The 17,558-nt window shown below is 65.6% G+C and carries 16 protein-coding genes; 9 read left to right on the forward strand and 7 right to left on the reverse strand.

Annotation, left to right across the window (positions count from 1 at the left end):
• The first annotated feature begins 293 nt into the window (after window positions 1-293).
• The 3 genes from LG3211_RS02450 to LG3211_RS02460 are packed head-to-tail and all read left to right on the forward strand — an operon-like array spanning window position 294 to window position 4,136.
• On the forward strand, window positions 294-1,664 hold the full coding sequence (locus LG3211_RS02450) for a hypothetical protein (protein ID WP_237049821.1): 1,371 nt from the start codon (window positions 294-296) through the stop codon (window positions 1,662-1,664).
• 10 nt (window positions 1,665-1,674) lie between these two features.
• A complete protein-coding gene (locus tag LG3211_RS02455; RefSeq protein WP_057941441.1) occupies window positions 1,675-2,169 on the forward strand; it encodes a hypothetical protein in 495 nt (164 codons plus the stop codon).
• On the forward strand, window positions 2,166-4,136 hold the full coding sequence (locus LG3211_RS02460) for a GMC family oxidoreductase (RefSeq protein ID WP_222837565.1): 1,971 nt from the start codon (window positions 2,166-2,168) through the stop codon (window positions 4,134-4,136). Before LG3211_RS02455 ends, LG3211_RS02460 begins: the two co-directional genes overlap by 4 nt.
• A gap of 294 nt (window positions 4,137-4,430) precedes the next feature.
• Here LG3211_RS02460 and LG3211_RS02465 read toward each other — a convergent pair whose 3' ends face one another.
• Complete coding sequence (locus LG3211_RS02465; RefSeq protein WP_057941442.1) at window positions 4,431-5,378, reverse strand: helix-turn-helix transcriptional regulator; 948 nt, start codon at window positions 5,376-5,378, stop codon at window positions 4,431-4,433.
• A 102-nt stretch (window positions 5,379-5,480) separates the two neighbouring features.
• Between LG3211_RS02465 and LG3211_RS02470 the strand changes: the two genes are divergently transcribed.
• The gene (locus tag LG3211_RS02470) at window positions 5,481-5,888 is read left to right on the forward strand and encodes a GFA family protein (RefSeq protein WP_057941443.1); all 408 of its coding nucleotides are present in this window, start codon (window positions 5,481-5,483) and stop codon (window positions 5,886-5,888) included.
• Between the two features lie 79 nt (window positions 5,889-5,967).
• A complete protein-coding gene (locus LG3211_RS02475) occupies window positions 5,968-6,432 on the forward strand; it encodes an MmcQ/YjbR family DNA-binding protein (protein WP_083512263.1) in 465 nt (154 codons plus the stop codon).
• Here the strand turns inward: LG3211_RS02475 and LG3211_RS02480 are convergent.
• Entirely contained in the window at window positions 6,344-7,768 is a 1,425-nt protein-coding gene (locus LG3211_RS02480; protein WP_057941444.1) for an aminotransferase-like domain-containing protein, read from the reverse strand. The two genes, LG3211_RS02475 and LG3211_RS02480, sit on opposite strands and share 89 nt — an antisense overlap.
• Before the next feature lie 237 nt (window positions 7,769-8,005).
• Here LG3211_RS02480 and LG3211_RS02485 point away from each other — a divergent pair, with 237 nt between their 5' ends.
• Genes LG3211_RS02485 through LG3211_RS02500 form a run of 4 tightly spaced genes read left to right on the forward strand, consistent with a single transcriptional unit; the run spans window position 8,006 to window position 9,928 of the window.
• Window positions 8,006-8,362, forward strand: a complete 357-nt coding sequence (locus tag LG3211_RS02485; RefSeq protein ID WP_057941445.1) for a hypothetical protein — start codon at window positions 8,006-8,008, stop codon at window positions 8,360-8,362.
• Window positions 8,359-8,565 carry a twin transmembrane helix small protein gene (locus LG3211_RS02490; RefSeq protein ID WP_057941446.1) on the forward strand — a complete coding sequence of 69 codons (207 nt, stop codon included), beginning with the start codon at window positions 8,359-8,361 and terminating at the stop codon, window positions 8,563-8,565. The genes LG3211_RS02485 and LG3211_RS02490 overlap by 4 nt, the downstream gene beginning before the upstream one ends.
• Window positions 8,566-8,618: 53 nt before the next feature.
• A complete protein-coding gene (locus LG3211_RS02495) occupies window positions 8,619-8,999 on the forward strand; it encodes a cupin domain-containing protein (protein ID WP_057941447.1) in 381 nt (126 codons plus the stop codon).
• Window positions 8,996-9,928: an ADP-ribosylglycohydrolase family protein gene (locus LG3211_RS02500; RefSeq protein ID WP_057941448.1), complete on the forward strand. Its 933-nt coding sequence runs from the start codon at window positions 8,996-8,998 to the stop codon at window positions 9,926-9,928. The genes LG3211_RS02495 and LG3211_RS02500 overlap by 4 nt, the downstream gene beginning before the upstream one ends.
• 551 nt (window positions 9,929-10,479) lie before the next feature.
• Here the strand turns inward: LG3211_RS02500 and LG3211_RS02505 are convergent.
• The 5 genes from LG3211_RS02505 to LG3211_RS02525 all read right to left on the reverse strand — a co-directional run bounded on the left by LG3211_RS02505 (window position 10,480) and on the right by LG3211_RS02525 (window position 17,398).
• Window positions 10,480-10,824, reverse strand: a complete 345-nt coding sequence (locus LG3211_RS02505; protein ID WP_057941449.1) for a hypothetical protein — start codon at window positions 10,822-10,824, stop codon at window positions 10,480-10,482.
• A gap of 140 nt (window positions 10,825-10,964) precedes the next feature.
• The gene (locus LG3211_RS02510; RefSeq protein ID WP_083512264.1) at window positions 10,965-14,417 is read right to left on the reverse strand and encodes an amidohydrolase family protein; all 3,453 of its coding nucleotides are present in this window, start codon (window positions 14,415-14,417) and stop codon (window positions 10,965-10,967) included.
• 866 nt (window positions 14,418-15,283) lie between these two features.
• Window positions 15,284-16,240: a DegV family protein gene (locus tag LG3211_RS02515; RefSeq protein WP_057941450.1), complete on the reverse strand. Its 957-nt coding sequence runs from the start codon at window positions 16,238-16,240 to the stop codon at window positions 15,284-15,286.
• Window positions 16,241-16,343: 103 nt separating this feature from the next.
• Window positions 16,344-16,982, reverse strand: a complete 639-nt coding sequence (locus LG3211_RS02520) for a 2-hydroxychromene-2-carboxylate isomerase (RefSeq protein ID WP_057941451.1) — start codon at window positions 16,980-16,982, stop codon at window positions 16,344-16,346.
• 11 nt (window positions 16,983-16,993) lie between these two features.
• Window positions 16,994-17,398: a DUF1761 domain-containing protein gene (locus LG3211_RS02525; RefSeq protein WP_057941452.1), complete on the reverse strand. Its 405-nt coding sequence runs from the start codon at window positions 17,396-17,398 to the stop codon at window positions 16,994-16,996.
• Window positions 17,399-17,558 lie beyond the last annotated feature (160 nt).

Here is a 17,558-nt window from a genome sequence, read left to right on the forward strand (position 1 = left end):
CTTGCGTGTTGCGTGCCGCCCGAACCAAGAACGCAATCCTCGCGGGCCGCAGGACAGCGTTTTCGCGCGCAAGGCAAAGAAAGTCCGGATATTTTCCTTCTGCCATGCGCGTCGCATTTTCGCCTCGCGCCGGTCGGTAGCGTCCGACCCCGACGCGAAGCAGCCAGCGATTCGATCGCCAGCCACCGTACTTCGGCCTGCGTTCCTTTGTGCGTCCGCGCTCGCGCGGACGGCTGCCTGCATCGCGACCCGGCGACTCTCTCGCTTCGGTCCATCAGAACACAGGACAGGCCATGAATCATCGATACCGCTCCGGCCCGCCGTTGCGCACACCGCTGGCCGCGACAGCGCTGGTGTTAGCGCTCGCCGCGTGCACCGACAGCCATCTTCGGCCCGAGCCGCACGACACCCTGTCGCGCGCCGACATCGGCAACCATGCGCAAAGCGCCGACGCGTTGCCGTTGCCGCCGTTGAGTTCGACGATTCCGCTCGAAATCAGCGTGCCGCAGCAAAAACCGAATCTGCAGGATCTGCAGGACGATTTCGATCTGTTCTCATGGCAGTCCTTCGTCGCGGTGAACTGGCCGGCCGGACCCGACGGCAATCCCAAGCTGGGCGCGAGCATCGGTCCGGACGTGCCGACGGTGTGGGAGAACTGGAAGGAAAGCCGCGACATCTTCCTGCCCGGCGGCGCCACGCCGCCGCCGTGGGGCCAGGACCCGCCGCCGCCGGACGTGTGCAAGGGCCAGGGCGCCGCCACCTTGAACCTGACCCAGATCGGTAAGACCCCGAACGTACTCGACGAAAGCGGCGAGCCGTTCGAGACCGGTCCGCTGATCGACCAGAACGGCCAGTACGTGCGCTTCGCGATCATGGCCAATCAGGACATGTTCAACACCATCGTCAGCGATGGCCTGTACAGCAAGGCCGGCCAGGCCAGGTTCGCCCAGCCGGCCAATTTCGCCCAGCCCAAGGGCTCGAAGAATGTCGGCGCGATCATGATCAAGTCGTCGTGGAAGGTGATGGGCGCCAACGACGATGTCAGCCGCTTCCATACCATCCAGGCGCTGGTCTACACCAATCCGGGCGAACACGAGGGCATCGCCGCCGCGTGCAAGCGCCAGACCGTGGGCCTGGTCGGCTTGCATATCGCGCACAAGACCGCCGACGAGCCGCAGTGGGTGTGGTCGACGTTCGAGCACGTGGACAACGTGCCCAGCCAGGGCGAGCCGATCGACAAGCCGCATTACAACTTCTACGACAAGAACTGCACGAAGAACTGCGACGCCAACGAGCCGCCGCCGCGGCCGTGGAATCCTAACGCGGCCTATACCCAGCCGACCCAGGTGGTGCGCGAGATCCCGCTGACCGCATCGACCAAGGCGCTCAATGCGCGTTATCAGGCGGCGCTGCGGAAGAACTATCCCGGCACGGTGTGGGCCAACTACGAGCTGATCAGCACGCAGTGGCCGACCAACGCCAGCAATCCAACCGATCCCACCGGCAATCCGGCGCCGAGCTTCCTCGCCAACGCGACCTTGGAAACCTACATCCAGGGCAAGGTGCCGCAGACCTCGTCCAGCTGCACGGCCTGCCACAACAACGCGACCATGACCAACGGCCTGAGCTCGGATTTCACCTATCTGCTGCAGCGCGCGCAATAAGGAGAACGGCATGATCGATTACATGGAGTACTTCATCCGCCTCAGCGTCGGGCTGACCGGGTTCACCCGCGATGCGATCGCGCCGCGGATCGATCAGATCGACATCAAGACCGTGTACCTGCAGGTGTTCCGCGACAATCTGGCCAATGGCATGGCCGACCAGATCATCGCGAAGTATTACGGCCTGAACGAGGCCGAGGGCGGCCAGGACAAGAACCAGGAAGCCATCGCCGGCGCCTTGCTCGACGGCACCGATCCCGACGAAGTGCTGGCTCTGCGCCAGTTGATCTACCTGTGGTACATGGGCGCGTGGCCGACGGTGCTGTACGACCAGTCGCCGACCCGCGGCCAGACCTTCAGCGCCGTCGTCTCGGCCACCAGCTACACGCAAGGGCTGGTATGGCGAGTGATGCAGTCGCATCCGATGGGCAGCTCCAACTACACCTACGGCTATTGGGCGAGCCCGCCGCCGCCGCTGCAGGCTTATCTGGAGAACCCGGCATGAGCATCACCGTCCCCGCGAACGGTTTCGACGTGGTGATCGTGGGTTCGGGCATTTCCGGATCGATCATCGCCTATCAACTCGCGCTCAAGGGCAAGCAGGTGCTGATCCTGGAAGGCGGCCCGCCCGTGCCTAAGAGCCGCGAAGCCTACATGCAGACCTTCTTCACCGCCAACGCGAAGACGCCCGAGTCGCCGTATCCGCCGACCATGCAGGGCCCGGCGGGCAAGGGCAATCCGCTGGGGCAACCCGATCCGGCTTCGCTCAACACCCCGCGCTACACCGTGCTGCAGATCAACGCCTGGCAGAAGCCGCTGCAATGCTATTTCGTCTACGGCGCGCAGACGGCCAGGCGCGCCGACGACCCGGACATGCAGTTCGCTTTCGGCAGTTCCTACGAGCGCGTCGCCGGCGGCACCACCTGGCATTGGCTGGGCACCTCGCTCAATCATCTGCCGAACGATTTCCAGCTCAGGACCAAGTACGGCCAGGGCGTGGACTGGCCCGGCGGCGCGCAGTTCTACCAGAACCTGCTGCCGTACTACCGCCTGGCCACCGAGGTGATCGGCGTGTCGTCGGACAAGCCGCCGATGGTCGATCTGTACAAGACCTTCGATGTCGAACCCGGCGGCGATTACGGACCCAACTACGACTATCCGATGCCGGGCATCGTGCCGTCGTTGAACGACGTGCTGTACCAGCAGAAGGTCACGTCCTTGAGCGTGGACGGCATCGGGCTGTTCGTCACGCCCACGCCGCAGGGGCGCAATTCGCGTCCGGGCAAGCGCCGCCAATGCGCGGGCAACACCAACTGCATTCCGATCTGCCCGATCCAGGCCAAGTACGACGGCACCGTGACCCTGGCCCAGGCGCTGCAGACCGGCAACGTGCAGATCCAGTATCAGACCGTCGCCAACAACATCCGCCTGCAGGGCGATCAGGTCAGCGGCATCGACTATCTGACTTACGACAGCCAGACCGGGCCGTCCACCGGCAGCGGCACCGCGGTCGGCAAGCGCTACGTGCTGGCCGCGCACGCGATCGAGACGCCGAAGCTGCTGCTGATGTCCAATCGCAATCCCGGCTTCGCCAACGGCGTGGCGAACAGTTCCGATCAGGTCGGCCGCAATCTGATGGACCACGTGATGTATCTGGCCTGGGGCATGTCCAAGGACCCGATCTACGCCTTTCGCGGGCCGCTATCGACCTCGGGCATCGAGTCGCTGCGCGACGGCGCCTTCCGCAGCCAGCGCGCCGCGTACCGCATCGAGATCGGCAACGAAGGCTGGAATTGGGCCACCAACGATCCCAATACCACGCTGGCCGATTTCGTGTTCGGCCAGAACAACACGCAGTTGAACGGCGATTCGGTCAACCAGCAGGGCAAGACGCTGCGGTTCGACCCTTCGCTGCCGGCTTTCAGCAAGCTTTACGGCTCCAGGCTGGTGGCCACGCTCAACGGCGTGTACACGCGGCAGTTGCGCCTGGGCTATCTGATCGAGCAGTTGCCCGATCCGGACAATCGCGTGCAGTTGTCCAGCGTCTACAAGGATCACCTGGGCCTGCCGCGTCCGCAGGTGACTTACCGCATCCGCGAAGACTATGTGCGCAAGGCATTCGCATCGGCGAAGGAGGCTTCGACGCGGATATTCGCCGCGCTCGGCGCGACGGAGTACACCCAGGTGCCGGCGGCGCCGGTGTTGAGCGGGGTGGACGCCTCGCCGACCACCTTCCAGTACCAGGGCAACACGTACAAATTCTACGGCGCGGGCCACATCATCGGCACCTATCGCATGGGAACCGACTCGAAGCATTCGGTGGTCAACGCGCGTCAGCAGTCCTGGGACCATTCCAATCTGTACCTGGTCGGCAGCGGCGTTTTCCCGTCCACCGCCACCGCCAACCCGACCTTGACCATCGCCGCGCTGGCCTTGCAGGCGGCGGACCATATCCTCAGCGACCTCGGCTGACCCCACCGGGACGCAGGATGCTGCAGGGAGGGCAGGGGAGGCCGCGTCCGGGGAGGACGCGGCCTCGTTGTGTTTGCGGCTGCGCGATTGTGTTGTGGGAGGGAGTTGCAGTGGGAGGGAGCTTTAGCCCCGATGCTTTTCGATCAGCGGCAGCAGAGCCCTGATGGCTTTAAAAGCGCCTGGAAACGGGGTTGGGATTCGAATCGGCCGAGACAAAGGCATCGGGGCTAAAGCTCCCTCCCACAAAAGCCTCCTCCCACAACAGACCTCCCACAACGGCCTCCTCCGCAAAATTCACTGCACCGCGCGCAACAACCGCTCGGCCACCGCGCGCAGTTCCGGCCGCCGCTCGCCGGCGTCGACCAGTTCGAACTCCACTCCGGTCAGCGCCAGCAGCGCGAGTATTTCCTCCGGGGTTTCGCCGCGCACGTGCAGCAGGCAGGAGTGTTCGTCGATGTGTTCGAGCACGCCGCACCACGGCGGCAGCGACGCGGTCAGCGACTCGGCCGAGCCGCGCAGTCTGGCGCGCACGGTCGGCCCGTGCAGAGGCTGGCTGATCGCCCGCTGCACATACGCGGCCACATCTTCCGGGAACACGCGCGGGACGAACCCGCCGCCGCCGCAACGCGCGGCCTGGATGCGGTCGGCGCGGAACAACCGCCAGTCCTCGCGGCTGCGGTCCCAGGCCAGCAGGTACCAGCGGCGGCCGCTGCTGACCAGGCGCAAGGGTTCGATCGTGCGCCGCGTGGCGCGGCCGCCGCGATCGTTGTAGTCCATCTCGATCAGCAGGTGGTCGCGGCAGGCGCCGGCCAGTTCGGTCAGGGTCTCGACGTCGGGGCCTTCCTCGCGCTGCTTCAACGACACGGTCACCGAATACAGCGCGCTGACCCGGCGCCGCAGCCGCGCCGGCAGGAGTTGGTCGAGCTTGCCGAGCAGGCCGACCGCGGTGTCTTCGATCCGCGCCACGCTGGCGGTGGCGCTGCGCAGCGCCACCACCATCGCCACCGCCTCGTCGTCGTCGAGCAGCAGCGGCGGCAGCGAGGCGCCCGCGGCCAGCCGGTAGCCGCCGCCCACGCCGGTGGAGGCCTGCACTGGATAGCCGAGTTCGCGCAGGCGATCGACATCGCGGCGCACGGTGCGCGCATCCACTTCCAGCCGCTCGCACAGGTCGGCGCCGGTCCAGTGGCGGCGCGATTGCAGCAGCGACAACAGACGCAGCAGTCGGGTCGAGGTCTTGAGCATGGGGCCCAGTCTAAAACCTATTGAGGACAGAAACTGTCCTCAATGGATCGTATCCTGTATTCGTCCCGGGGCGATCCGCCCCCGCTATCGGAGAGAGCCCAGATGACCGTCCAGACCTACCAGGCCAGCTGCCACTGCGGCGCCATCCGTTATGAAGTCGATCTCGACCTGGAGGCCGGCACCGGGCGCTGCAATTGCTCGATGTGCAGCAAGCTGCGCAAGTGGGGCGCGCTGGTGAAGCCCGATGCGTTCCGTCTGCTCAGCGCCAAGCCGGAAGATGTCGGCACTTACCAGTTCGGCACCTTCAGCGGCACCTACCACTTCTGCAAGCACTGCGGCGTGCATGCCTACGGCAGCGGCGATCTGGAAGTGCTCGGCGGCAAGTACTACTCGGTCAATGTCGCCTGCCTGGACGTGGATCACCAGGTGTGGGCGGCGGCGCCGGTCAAGTACATGGACGGTCTGAACAACAACTGGTTCGAAACGCCGAAGGTGACCGCGCATATGTGAGTGCCGGCGCATCGGGGCGACCGCGGCCGCGGCACCGCCCCGCATGCGAACATGCGCGCACTTCCGATTCGCTTCCGTCATGGACACCAACGCCGTAAAGAAACATTGCCGCGCCTATCCCGGCGCGGAAGAAAGCCTGCACGGCGCGCCGTCGAACATCCTGGTCTACAGCGTGGGCGGAAAATTCTTCGCCTACTTCAAGACCAGCGAGCCCGAGCGCTGGCGTTTCAGCTTCAAGACCTCCTCCGACCGCTTCCTCGAACTCACCGGCATCCCCGGGGTCAAGACCGCGCGCTTCATGGGCCGCTATCACTGGGTGACCGTGGTCGATGTGCGCAGCCTGCCCGCGGAGTATCTGCGCGAGTTGATCGATTGGTCGTACCGGCGCGCGCTCGGCAATCTGAGCCGCAAGCGCCAGGCCGAGGCCCTGGCCGATGCCAGCCAGGCGCAGCGCCTCAGGCTGGCGCCGATCGCGCCGCCGAAAGCTCGCCCAAGACTTTTAGCGCAGCGTCCACCCGTGCATCGAGTGCGTGGCCGTAGTTGAGCCGCAGGCAGTGGCCGTGGCCGCGATGCGCGGAGAAGATCGGCCCCGGCGCGATGCTGATGCCGCGCTGCGCGGCCTGGCGCTGCAAGGCCAGTGCGTCGCGATCGGGCGGCAGTTCGATCCACAGGAAGTAACCGCCATCCGGCCGCGTCACTCGCGTACCGCTGGGGAAATAGCGCGCCACCGCTTCCAGGTACGCGGCCTGCTGTAGCCGCAAGGTCTGGCGCAGGCCGCGCAGATGGCGCTCGTAGCCGCCGCGCTGCAGGTAACGCGCGATCGCCAGCTGCGCCGGCACGCAGGTGGCCAGGGTGTTGGTGAGTTTGAGCCGCGCCACGCGCTGGGCGTAGCGGCCGGGCGCGGCCCAGCCGATGCGGTAGCCCGGCGCCAGTGTTTTCGAAAACGACGAGCAGTGCAGCACCAGTCCGCGCGTGTCGAAGGCCTTGGCCGGCAATGGACGGCGCGCACCGAAGTGCAGCTCGCCGTAGACGTCGTCCTCGATCAGCGGCAGCTCGTGCCGCGCCAACAGTTCGACCAGCTCGCGTTTCTTCGCCTCGGGCATGCTCGCGCCGAGCGGATTCTGGAAGCTGGTCATCAGCCAGCAGGCCTTGGGCGCGTGGCGGCGGATCGCGGCGTCGAGCGCGCCGAGTTCGACGCCTTCGCGCGGATGGGTCGGTACTTCCACCGCATGCAGGCCGTGGCGCTCCAGCGTCTGCAGCGCGACGTAGAAGCACGGCGATTCGACCAGCACCGCGTCGCCGGGACGGGTGGTCGCGGCGATGCACAGGTTCAGCGCTTCGATCGCGCCGTTGGTGACGACCAGATCGTTGATGCCCAGCTCCACCTCGCCGATGCGGTAGCGCAGGGCGATATGTCGGCGCAGTTCGGCGTTGCCCGGGGTCAGGTCGTCGACCGTGCTGCGCGGATCCAGATGCACGGCTTCGTGCGCCATCGCCCGGCCGAGTTTGGCCAGCGGAAACAGCGACGGACTCATGAACGCCGAACCCAGCGGCACGATGTCGCGCGCCATCGCCGATTCCAGCACTTCGAACACCAGCGCGCTGATGTCCACCGCGCGCGATTCGCCGTCGGGCGCGGACGCCGCGTCGGGTTCGGGCAACAGCGCGTGGACGTGTTCGCTGACGTAGTAGCCCGAACGCGCGCGCGGCCGCACCAGGCCTTGGGATTCGAGCAGGTAGTAGGCCTGGAACACGGTGGCCGGGCTGAGCTTGCGCGCCGCGCTGGCCTGGCGCACCGAGGGCAGGCGTTGGCCGGGGCGCAGCAGGCCCTGGCGGATGGAGCGGGCGATGTCGTCGGCCAGGGCCTGGTAGCGCTTCATGTGGGTTTGGCAGGTGTCGCGGTGGCTTGATCGAAGGGCGTCGGGGCTGAAGCCCCTCTTACGACAGCGTCTTGCCACGGGCCGGTGGCCGGCGCTTTCGAATCCCAAATCTCCAATCTCGGCCCCAACCGAGACTGATCTGGTTTTTCTTGCAGAATCTGAGTCTACGCAATCTGAGCAGGCAGGCGAACAATGGATCTCGCAGCCAAAGCTGCGCCATCGCCGCTACTCATCGCCATGAACCCGCAAGTCGAATTCAACCTCGCCCTGATCCTGTTCATCCCCTGGTTTTCGATCCTGGCCTGGCTGTTCTGGATCTATCCGCGCCAGCCGCGAGGCGGCGCGCGCACGCTGTTCGACAGCGCCAGCCTGATCCTGGCCACCGCGGCCGCGTTCTGGGGCATGCACTGGAGCATGCTCAACGCCGATCCGCAGGCCGGCGCGATCTGGAAACAGGTGCTGGCCACCTCGATCGCCTACGGCCTGTTCTTGCTGGTCATGACCACGGCGATCGCGCTGCGCTGGCGCTGGTTGCGCGGCCGCACTGCCTCTCCCGACACCACAGGCCCGCTCACGGGCAAGGTCGAATCATGAAACTGCTGTTCGTCGCCGCCTTCCTCGGCGTGATCCTCTACAACCTGGGCGCCGGCCTTTACTACATGCTGGTCGATAAGGGCACCAGCAAGCGCACGGTCAACGCGCTGACCCGGCGCATCGGTTTTTCGATCGCGCTGATCGCGCTGGTGATCGTCGGCATCGCCACCGGCGTGGTGCAGCCGCACGGCGTGGGCGCCTGAGCGCGGGTCATCGCCTGCGCTAAGCTGCGCCGATCCGACCGCAGCGACCGCCGATGACCGCCGCCCGCATCAAATCCAACGCCGACACCGCCGAGTATTACTTCGAAGAACGCTGCCACGTCGTGGAGTGCTGGAACAGCGCCGACGACGCGCAGACCTCGATCGCCCGCATCCGTGTCGAGCCGGGCGTAACGACCCGGCTGCATCGCCTGCGCGGCACCGCCGAGCGCTATGTGATCGTGCAAGGCCGCGGGCGCATGCAGGTCGGCGACATCGCGCCGGGCGAAGTCGGCCCGGGCGATGTGGTGTTTATTCCCGCCGACGCGTCGCAACGCATTACCAATCTCGGCGACGGCGATCTGATCTTCCTTGCGATCTGCACCCCGCGCTTCGTGCCCGAGTGCTACGACGACCTCGAACCGGAGGCGGCATGAGCGGATTGCGCGAGCGTTACCTGGGCTGCCTGCTCGGCCTGGCCTGCGGCGACGCGGTCGGCACCACGGTGGAGTTCCGCAGCCGCGGCAGTTTCGAACCGCTGACCGACATGGTCGGCGGCGGGCCGTTTTCGCTGCGCGTGGGCGAGTGGACCGACGACACCTCGATGGCGTTGTGCCTGGCGGCGAGCCTGATCCATTGCCGCGGTTTCGACGCGCGCGATCAGATGAATCGCTACTGCAACTGGCGCGATCACGGTTACCTGAGCAGCAACGGCGAGTGTTTCGACATCGGCGCGACGGTGAGCGCGGCCTTGGACCGTTATCGCCGGAGCGACGATCCCTATGCCGGCGACCCCGGCCCGCGCGCGGCCGGCAACGGCGCGCTGATGCGATTGGCGCCGGTGCCGATGCTGTGGCGACGCGATGCGGAACTGGCGCGGCATTACGCGGCCGAATCCACCCGCACTACCCACGGCGCCGCGGAAGCCCTGGATTGCTCGCGTTTGTTCGCCAGCCAAGTGCGCGCCGCGCTGATGGGCGCGGGCAAGGAAGCGGTGCTTACGCCGGCGATGACGCCGCCGGACAGCGACAAAGTCGCGGCGATTCATGCGCGCGCTTATGCGGGGAAGGTCGAGAGCGAGATCGTGGGGTCGGGTTACAGCGTCGCCTCGTTGGAAGCGGCGTTGTGGTGTTTCCTGCACACCGATTCGTTCGAGGCGGCGATTCTGCGCGCGGCCAATCTGGGGGACGACGCCGATACCACCGCGGCGATCTGCGGTCAGGTGGCTGGCGCTTACTACGGCGTCGATGCGATTCCGCGCGGGTGGCTGGACAAGTTGGTGATGCGCGAGCAGATCGTGACGATGGCGGAGACGTTGCTGGATCTTTCCGAGCATCCGGAAGCGTTTGAAATTCGCCCCCTTTGAAAAAGGGGGCTGGCGCCTGGGGTGATTTGTTTCGAAGTGAGCGCTTAGTGCGCCGGGGGATTTGCTTTTCGCGTGAGGCTTGAAGCTGCGCGGTCAAAAGCGAATCCCCCCTGCCCCGCTTTTTCAAAGGGGGGAACAGCAAAGGCAGGGTGAGGGCGGTACACACACGAAGTCGCCAATAAATTCGCCCCCTTTGAAAAAGGGGGCTGGCGCCTGCGTTGATCGGTTTTGAAGTGAGCCCTCAATGCGCCGGGGATTTGCTTCTCGCGTGAGGCTTGAAGCTGCGCGGTCAAAAGCGAATCCCCCCTGCCCCCCTTTTTCAAAGGGGGGAACAGCAAAGGCGAAGGCAGGGCGAGAGCGGTAACACACGAAGCGGTCGATAAAATTCGCCCCCTTTGAAAAAGGGGGGCTGGCGCCTGCGTTGATCGATTTCGAGGTGAGCCCTCAATGCGCCGGGGGATTTGCTTCTCGCGTGAGGCTTGGAGCTGCGCGGTCAAAAGCGAATCCCCTCCCTAGCCCCCTTTTCAAGGGGGGGAACAGCAAAGGTCCCATCAAGCCGCAGTCACATCCCGCAACTCCCACCCGCTGCCCGCCAGCAAGCGCAGGCGATGCTTGAGCACCGTGCCCGACAACGCCGTCACCGCGACCAGGTCCATGCGCAGGTCCCGCTGCTCGCCCTGCACGGTCGCGTTCGGATCCGTCGCACCCAGGCTCGCATCGACTTCGTCCGGTTCGGGCTGCTTCGCGCGCCAGCGTTCGAACAGCGCGTCGCCGCGCAAGGCCGCTTGCAATTGCGAGGCGAAGCCCTCGGCGCTGACCGCGGTGAACGACAGGTCGGCGTCGCTGCCGCGCGCGCGTTCGCCGTCGGGGATGCTGAGGTAATAGCGAGTGGCCATCGGATGTCTCGGCAAAAGAATGGCGTTCAGGGTAATAAGCCCAGCATACGCCGGGCGTGAATGCGGCGTTGCCGGATCGGAATTCTGCCGGCCGAGGTCGCGGTTCGCTCGCTCAGGCCGGCCATCGTCGAACCCGGCGGTCAATCCTCCTCGCCGTCGTGCGCCTGATGCGGTCCATGGCCCTTGGGGCAGTGACACACCGAGGTCGGGCCGAATTCCACGCCGAAGGTCTGGCCGTCGCGATGACGCTGCCAATAGAACTTCGGCGCCTTCTCGGCGCGGTTGCCCAGTTCGGCCATGTCGGCATCGACGTCGAACAGACGCCCGTCCACCATCACATAGCGCGTGTCGATGGTCGCGCGGATGTTCTCCAGCGGATTGCTGTTGAGCACGACCAGATCGGCCTTCTTGCCGGTCTCCAGCGAACCCAGCTGCCTGGACAGGCCCAGATAATCCGCGCCGTCGATGGTCGCCGCGCGCAGCGCTTCGAAATTGCTCATGCCGCCCTGGGTCAGCATCCAGATTTCCCAGTTCGCCGACAGGCCCTGCAACTGGCCGTGGCCGCCGATCTGGATCTTGACGCCGGCATCGCGCAGCTTTTTCACCGACTTGGCGACCTGGATATGCCAGTAGTCCCAGTCCGGCGCGGTCTCGCGGCGGATCGAGCGCGCATCCAGGGTCTCGCGCGGGAAGAAGCGGTTGAGCTTCTTGTCTTCCCAGACGTTGTCGCGCGCATACCACCAGTACTCGCCCGACAGACCGCCGTAGCTGACCACCAGCGTCGGCGTGTTGCGCACGTCGGTCTGCTTCCACAACTCGACCACGTCCTTGTACAGCGGCGCGACCGGGATGTTGTGCTCGATGCCGGTGACGCCGTCGAGGATCATTGGCAGGTTGTGGTTGAAGGTCGATCCGCCTTCCTCCACCACCAGCATGTTCAACTCGCGCGCGGCCTGATTGATCTGCTGGTGCTGTTCGCGCCGCGGCTGGTTGTAGCTCTTGACCGAGAACGCGCCGTTGGCCTTCATCCGGCGCAGATGGCTGCGCGCGTCGTCGAGCGAGTTGATCACCGCCTTGAAGTCGCCGTCGGCGCCGTACAGGATCGTGCCGGTGGAGAACACGCGCGGGCCGACCATCTTGCCGGCCTTGAGCAGTTCGGCTTCGGAGAACACGAACTCGGTGGTCGCCGAGGGATCGTGCATGGTGGTGATGCCGAAGGCCAGGTTGGTGTAGTAGGCCCAATTCTGCTGCGGCACCACGCCCTGGCCGAAGTGCGCGGCGTGCGCGTGCACGTCCACGTAACCGGGCACGATGGTCTTGCCGGTGGCGTCGATCACGCGCGCGCCGGCCGGCACGGGCACCGAGGCGCTGGCGCCGACGGCGACGATCTGATCGCCGCGCACGACCACGGTGCCGTCTTCGATCACGTCCTGGCTCTTCTCCGCATCGCGCATCGTCACCACGCGCGCATGGGTGAAGGCGACCGTGTCCTGCGGCGTGTAGACCGGCACCTGCAGGCCGACCCGGATGCCCGGTTCGTCGGCCGAGGGCTTGGCCAGCGTCGCCGGCGCGCCGGGCAGGAACGAGAACGCCTGATTGAGCGGGCGCGAGTAGTAACGATCGCCCACCATCCAGTGCAGCGACTTGGAATCGGCCGCCCAGTGCAGATAGCTGCCGACGTCGGCGCTGACCTGCGCGACCGGCAGCGCCTTGCTGTCCTTGCTCAGTTCCACCGAACTGCCGGCGGTCATCAGCGGCGCGACGTAAGCGTTGAACAACTCGGTGAACGCCACCCACTTGCCGTCCGGGCTGATGCTGACCGAATCGACGTACTTGAGGTTGAAGACTTCGCGCTCGTCCTCGCCGTTGAGGCCGACCGACATCAGCTTCTTCTTCATGCCGCCGCCGCTGAGGTAGTACACGCGGGTGCCGTCGGCGCTGAACTGCGGTGACTCGCCGCTGGTGGCCACGCGCAGCGGGCGACTACCGTCGGCGTTCATCACGTAGATGCCGCGATCCATCGACCACAGGCTGCCGGTGAGGCCGCCGCCGCCGGTCTTGGAATAGACGATGCGGCGCCCGTCGGGCGAGAAGCGCGGGCTGTAGTAGAAGCCTTTCTCCTGCGTCAGCCGCTTGCCGCCGCCGCCGTTGGCGCCGGTGACGTAGATCATGCTGAGCGCTTCGTCGGACCAGGTCGTGTACAGCAGTTTGCTGCCGTCGGCGCTGAAGCTGGGCTGGTATTCGTAGAGGTTGTCGTTGCCGGTCAGGCGCTCGGGCTTGCCGTCGGGCAGGCGCTTGCGCCACAGCTGGCCGACCGCGTGGAAGATCAGGGTCTTGCCGTCGGCGCTGGTGGCGACATCGCGGATCATCTTCGGATCGAAGCGGCCGGCGTCGAGGGTCTGTTCGAAACGCAGCGGCTGCGCCACGGTCTGTTCGACGTTGGCGGTGAAGGCGATCGGCTCGTGCTTGCCGTCGGCCATCGACACCCGCCACAGCTTGCCCTGGGCCCAGATCACCACCGATCTGGAATCCGGCGTCCAGGCGAAATTCGCGTACGGGCCGAAGATCGCCCAGGCTTCCTGCATGTCGTGCGAGAGCCCGTCCCACACCGGCCGCGCTTCGCCGCTGGCCAGGTCGAGCACGTGCAGCACCGACTTGTCGCGGATGCGCTTGACGAAGGCCAGCGACTTGCCGTCGGGCGAGGGCTGCGGACGCACCGCGCCGCCGGCGGTGTCGATCACCGTCGCGGTCTTGCCGCTGGCGCGTTCCAGGCGCTTGATCGCGTAGATGGTGTCGTGGGGGTTCTTGTTGTACTGGAAGCTCGGGCCGGCGGTGACGTCTTCGGAGTAATAGACATAGCGGCCGTCGGGCGATACCGCCGGTTCGCCCAGGTCCTGTTGGTCGTTCTTCTGCTTGGTCAGCTGCAGACCGCCGCCGCCGCCGGCGGCGTGATAGATCCACAGCTCGCCGGCGCCGAGCGAGCGTTCGCCGGTGAAATGCTTGCGCCCGACCAGGAACTGGCCGTCGGGCGTCCAGGCCGGGTTGTTGAGCAGGCGGAAGTCTTCCTTGGTCACCGCGGTGGGATTGCTGCCGTCGGCCCGCATGCGCCACAGGTTGTTGCCGCCGCCGCGGTCGGAGGTGAAGGCGATCTCGCGGCCGTCGGGCGAGAAGCGCGGCTGCACGTCCCAGGCCGGGCCGCTGGTGATGCGGCGCGCCTGGCCGCCGCCGGTCGGCAGCAGGTAGATGTCGCCGAGCAGGGAGAAGGCGATCTCGCGGCCGTTGGGGGCGACGTCCAGGTCCATCCAGGTGCCTTCGTCGGTGTCGAAGCGCACCGTCTTGGTCTGGCCGTGCGGCGCGCTGACGTCCCACTTCTTCTCGTCCTTGTCGCCGGGTTTGCTCGCGCCCTTGGCGGTCTGGACCGAGGCGCGGGCCGGATCGGTGCCGGCCGGCTTGAGAGCGTCCTGCTCGAGTTGCGCGGCCGGCTTGTCGCCGTCTTTCTTTTCCTGCGGCGCGGGCTGCGGCGGAGTCTGGGCGAGGGCCGGGGCGGCGAGCGCGCTGGCGAGCGCGAGGACGAGCAAGCGGTGACGGGTCATCGGAGCGGCTACCTGGACGGACAAAGTCCGCAGGCTAACCCGGCCGATGGTGCGGGGGCCTGGGCTGGAAGTCGTGTTTGGGGAGAGACTTCAGGGCGATCTTCCCAGGGCGTCAGTCCGGCGAGGCGAGTTTTGCTTTGCTTCGGCGGAGCCGAATATCCAGAGGCTTCAGCGCGATCTTCCGAGGTAGTCATTCCCGCGAAGGCGGGAATCCAGAGTCTTCAGCGCCATCCCTCCAGACCGTCATTCCCATGAAAGCGGGAATCCAGAGACTTCGACGTCATCCTTCAAGAACGTCATTCCCGCGAAGGCGGGAATCCAGAGTCTTCAGCGTCATCCCTCCAGAACGTCATTCCCATGAAAGCGGGAATCCAGGGACTTCGACGCCATCCTTCAAGAACGTCATTCCCGCGAAGGCGGGAATCCAGAGTCTTCAGCGCCATCCCTCCAGACCGTCATTCCCATGAAAGCGGGAATCCAGAGACTTCGACGTCATCCTCCAAGAACGTCATTCCCGCGAAGGCGGGAATCCAGAGTCTTCAGCGTCATCCTTCAAGAACGTCATGCCCGCGAAGGCGAGAATCCAGAGCCTTCAGCATCATCTTTCCAGAACGTCATTCCCGCGAAAGCGGGAATCCAGCGACTTCAGGCGTTCTCGCGCGAAAGTCCCTGGATTCCCGCTTTCGCGGGAATGACGGTAGGTGAGGACGCTGTTGCCGATTGCCGATTGCCGATTGCCGATTGCCGATTCCGACTCCCGACTCCCGACTCCCGAATCCCGAATCCCGACTCCCGAATCCCGAATCCCGACTCCCGACTCCCGAATCCCGAATCCCGAATCCCGAATCCCGAATCCCGAATCCCAATCACCCCTCAAAATCCGCCTTCTCCGCCGCAAAGCCCAGCGCCAGCGCGCCCTTGCCGATATTGACCATGCCGGTCAGGCTCATCACGCTCTCGAACAGTTCGACGTTGTTGTTGCGACAGGCCACGCGCAAGGTTTCGTAGCCGGGCAGGCTATGCAGTTCGGCCAGTTCGCCGCCGTAGCTCAGGCACACGGTCGGGGTCAGCAATCCCTCGTTCCCGTTGCCGGCGGCTTTTCGCGCGGCGAATTCCAGCAGCTTCCTTACCGCATTCTCGTAACCCTTGACCTTGGCCACCGGCCCGGTCTCGCCGCGGTTGCAATGCAGGATCGGCTTGATGTCCAGCGCCGTGCCCAAGGTCGCGCTGAGGAAACTCACGCTGCGATCGCCGCGATGGCGAGTGCGCGCGCGCAGGTAGTTGAGATCGCGCGGAATCAAATAACCATGCGTGCGCAACGCAATATGTTCGAGCCGGGCGCGGATCTTCGGCGGGCCTTCGCCGGCCTCGCGCAGCCGCACCGCTTCGACCGCGGTGATGCCTTGCGCCGCGAACAGGTTCAGCGTGTCGATCACCCGCAACGAGAACGGCGTGTTGATGCCGGCCGCGCTGCGCACCGGGCGGTAGTCGTTGAGGATCGCGAAGCTGGCCTGATTGGCGTTCTCGTAGATCGGACTACGGGTCTTGGTGATCGTCATGCAGAACACGTAGTCGTAATCGATCGACAACTGGCTGACGAACAAGTCGCGTATTTGTTGCACGCTGAACGGCATGGTCTCGGCCTCGAAGCCGCGATCGGCCAGATGCGCATGCAGGAACTGCAGCGTGGCTTGTTCGTTACGGTGATCGGCGAGTACGGCCTGACCGATGCGCACAGTGACCGGCAACAGACGGATGTCGTTTTGTTGCAGGTAGTCCAACGGCAGATCGCAAGCGGAGTCGACGACGATTCCAATGCGCATGGGTCCCCCCCGGGTCTTGGCGCGTGGTTATCGAATGTTTCCGCAGCATACCGTTTCGCGATGTGTGTCACGCAAGAATGCGCTTACCCGGCGCCGGCCTCGTTCAGGCCCGGCGTTGCACTCCTACCGGCAGCTGCTTGAGCCGTTGCATTTCAGGATCTTCAAGCCAATCGGGGTGTTGCAGTGCGTCAAGGGCGAAATCGTGTGCGTCGTTGCCCCAGAACAACTCATTACCAATACTCAACGTAGGCACGCCGAAGACACCGGCCAACAAAGCCGATTCAGTGTTCGCGCGCAGGGCCGCCTTGGTCTGATCGCTGCCGATTGCGCCGATTTCGACTCCCAGCGCGGCGACGACCGGGTTCAGGGCCTCGATGCTGTCGCCGGCCTGTCCTTGCGTCCAGATCCAATCGAAGATCGCATCCACCGCCTCGGGCGTGTTGCCGGCGGCCACGCACAGCCGCAGCGCGGCCAGCGGATTGAACGGATGCGCCGGCGGAAAGCGCAGCTCGACGCCTTCGCGGCGCGCCTGCCACAGCACGTGCCGATAGGTGAATTCGCGCTTGCCGGGAATTTCCGCCGGGCCCTTGTTGCCGTGCGCGGCCAGGATCGCGCCGAACGCCACCGGCACCAGCGCGATCGAACGCTCGCGCGCGATCGCGCGCAGCTTGCGCCACTGCAGATACGAAAACGGCGAGATGAAATCGAAGTACCAGCGCAATGCCGGTTGCGGGTCGCTCATTGCCGGACTCCTTATTTCCACGCGCCGATGATCACGCCGTAGAGAATGAACTGGATGATGTGATAACCGCTGTCGATCATCCACAGCTTCAGGCTGCGCTGGGCGAAGGCGTAGTTGATGCCGAAGCTCATCGAGACGAAGAACAGCCCGACCACGAAGCCCACGCCGAAGCCGTCCGCGGCGCTGGCCTGCGGCGGCATCAGCACGGCGAAGATGGTCGCGGCGAGGAAGGCGCAGACGATGGCGATGGCGAAGGTCAGGCCCGGATGGCCGGGCTTGGCGTCCGGGTCGATGCCGGCCTCGCGGCACCAGGCCTTCTTGAACAAGGGCCCGTACCACAGGCCGCCGAGCACGAAGGCCGAGGCGGTGGCGGCGATGATCGCCAGCCAGTTGACGTGTGCGATGGGCAGGGTCATGACGGCACTCCAAAGCGGTCGGGCGGCGATGGCGGCAAGCATACGCCGTGGCGCGATGAGGGGAGGTCAAGCGCGGCGAGACAGCGGTAGCCGTAGCCGCAGCTTTTGCCGTTGCCGTTGCTGTTCCCCCCTTTGAAAAAGGGGGGCAGGGGGGATTTAG

The sequence above is a fragment of the Lysobacter gummosus genome (assembly GCF_001442805.1).
GTDB classification, from domain to species: Bacteria; Pseudomonadota; Gammaproteobacteria; order Xanthomonadales; family Xanthomonadaceae; genus Lysobacter; species Lysobacter gummosus.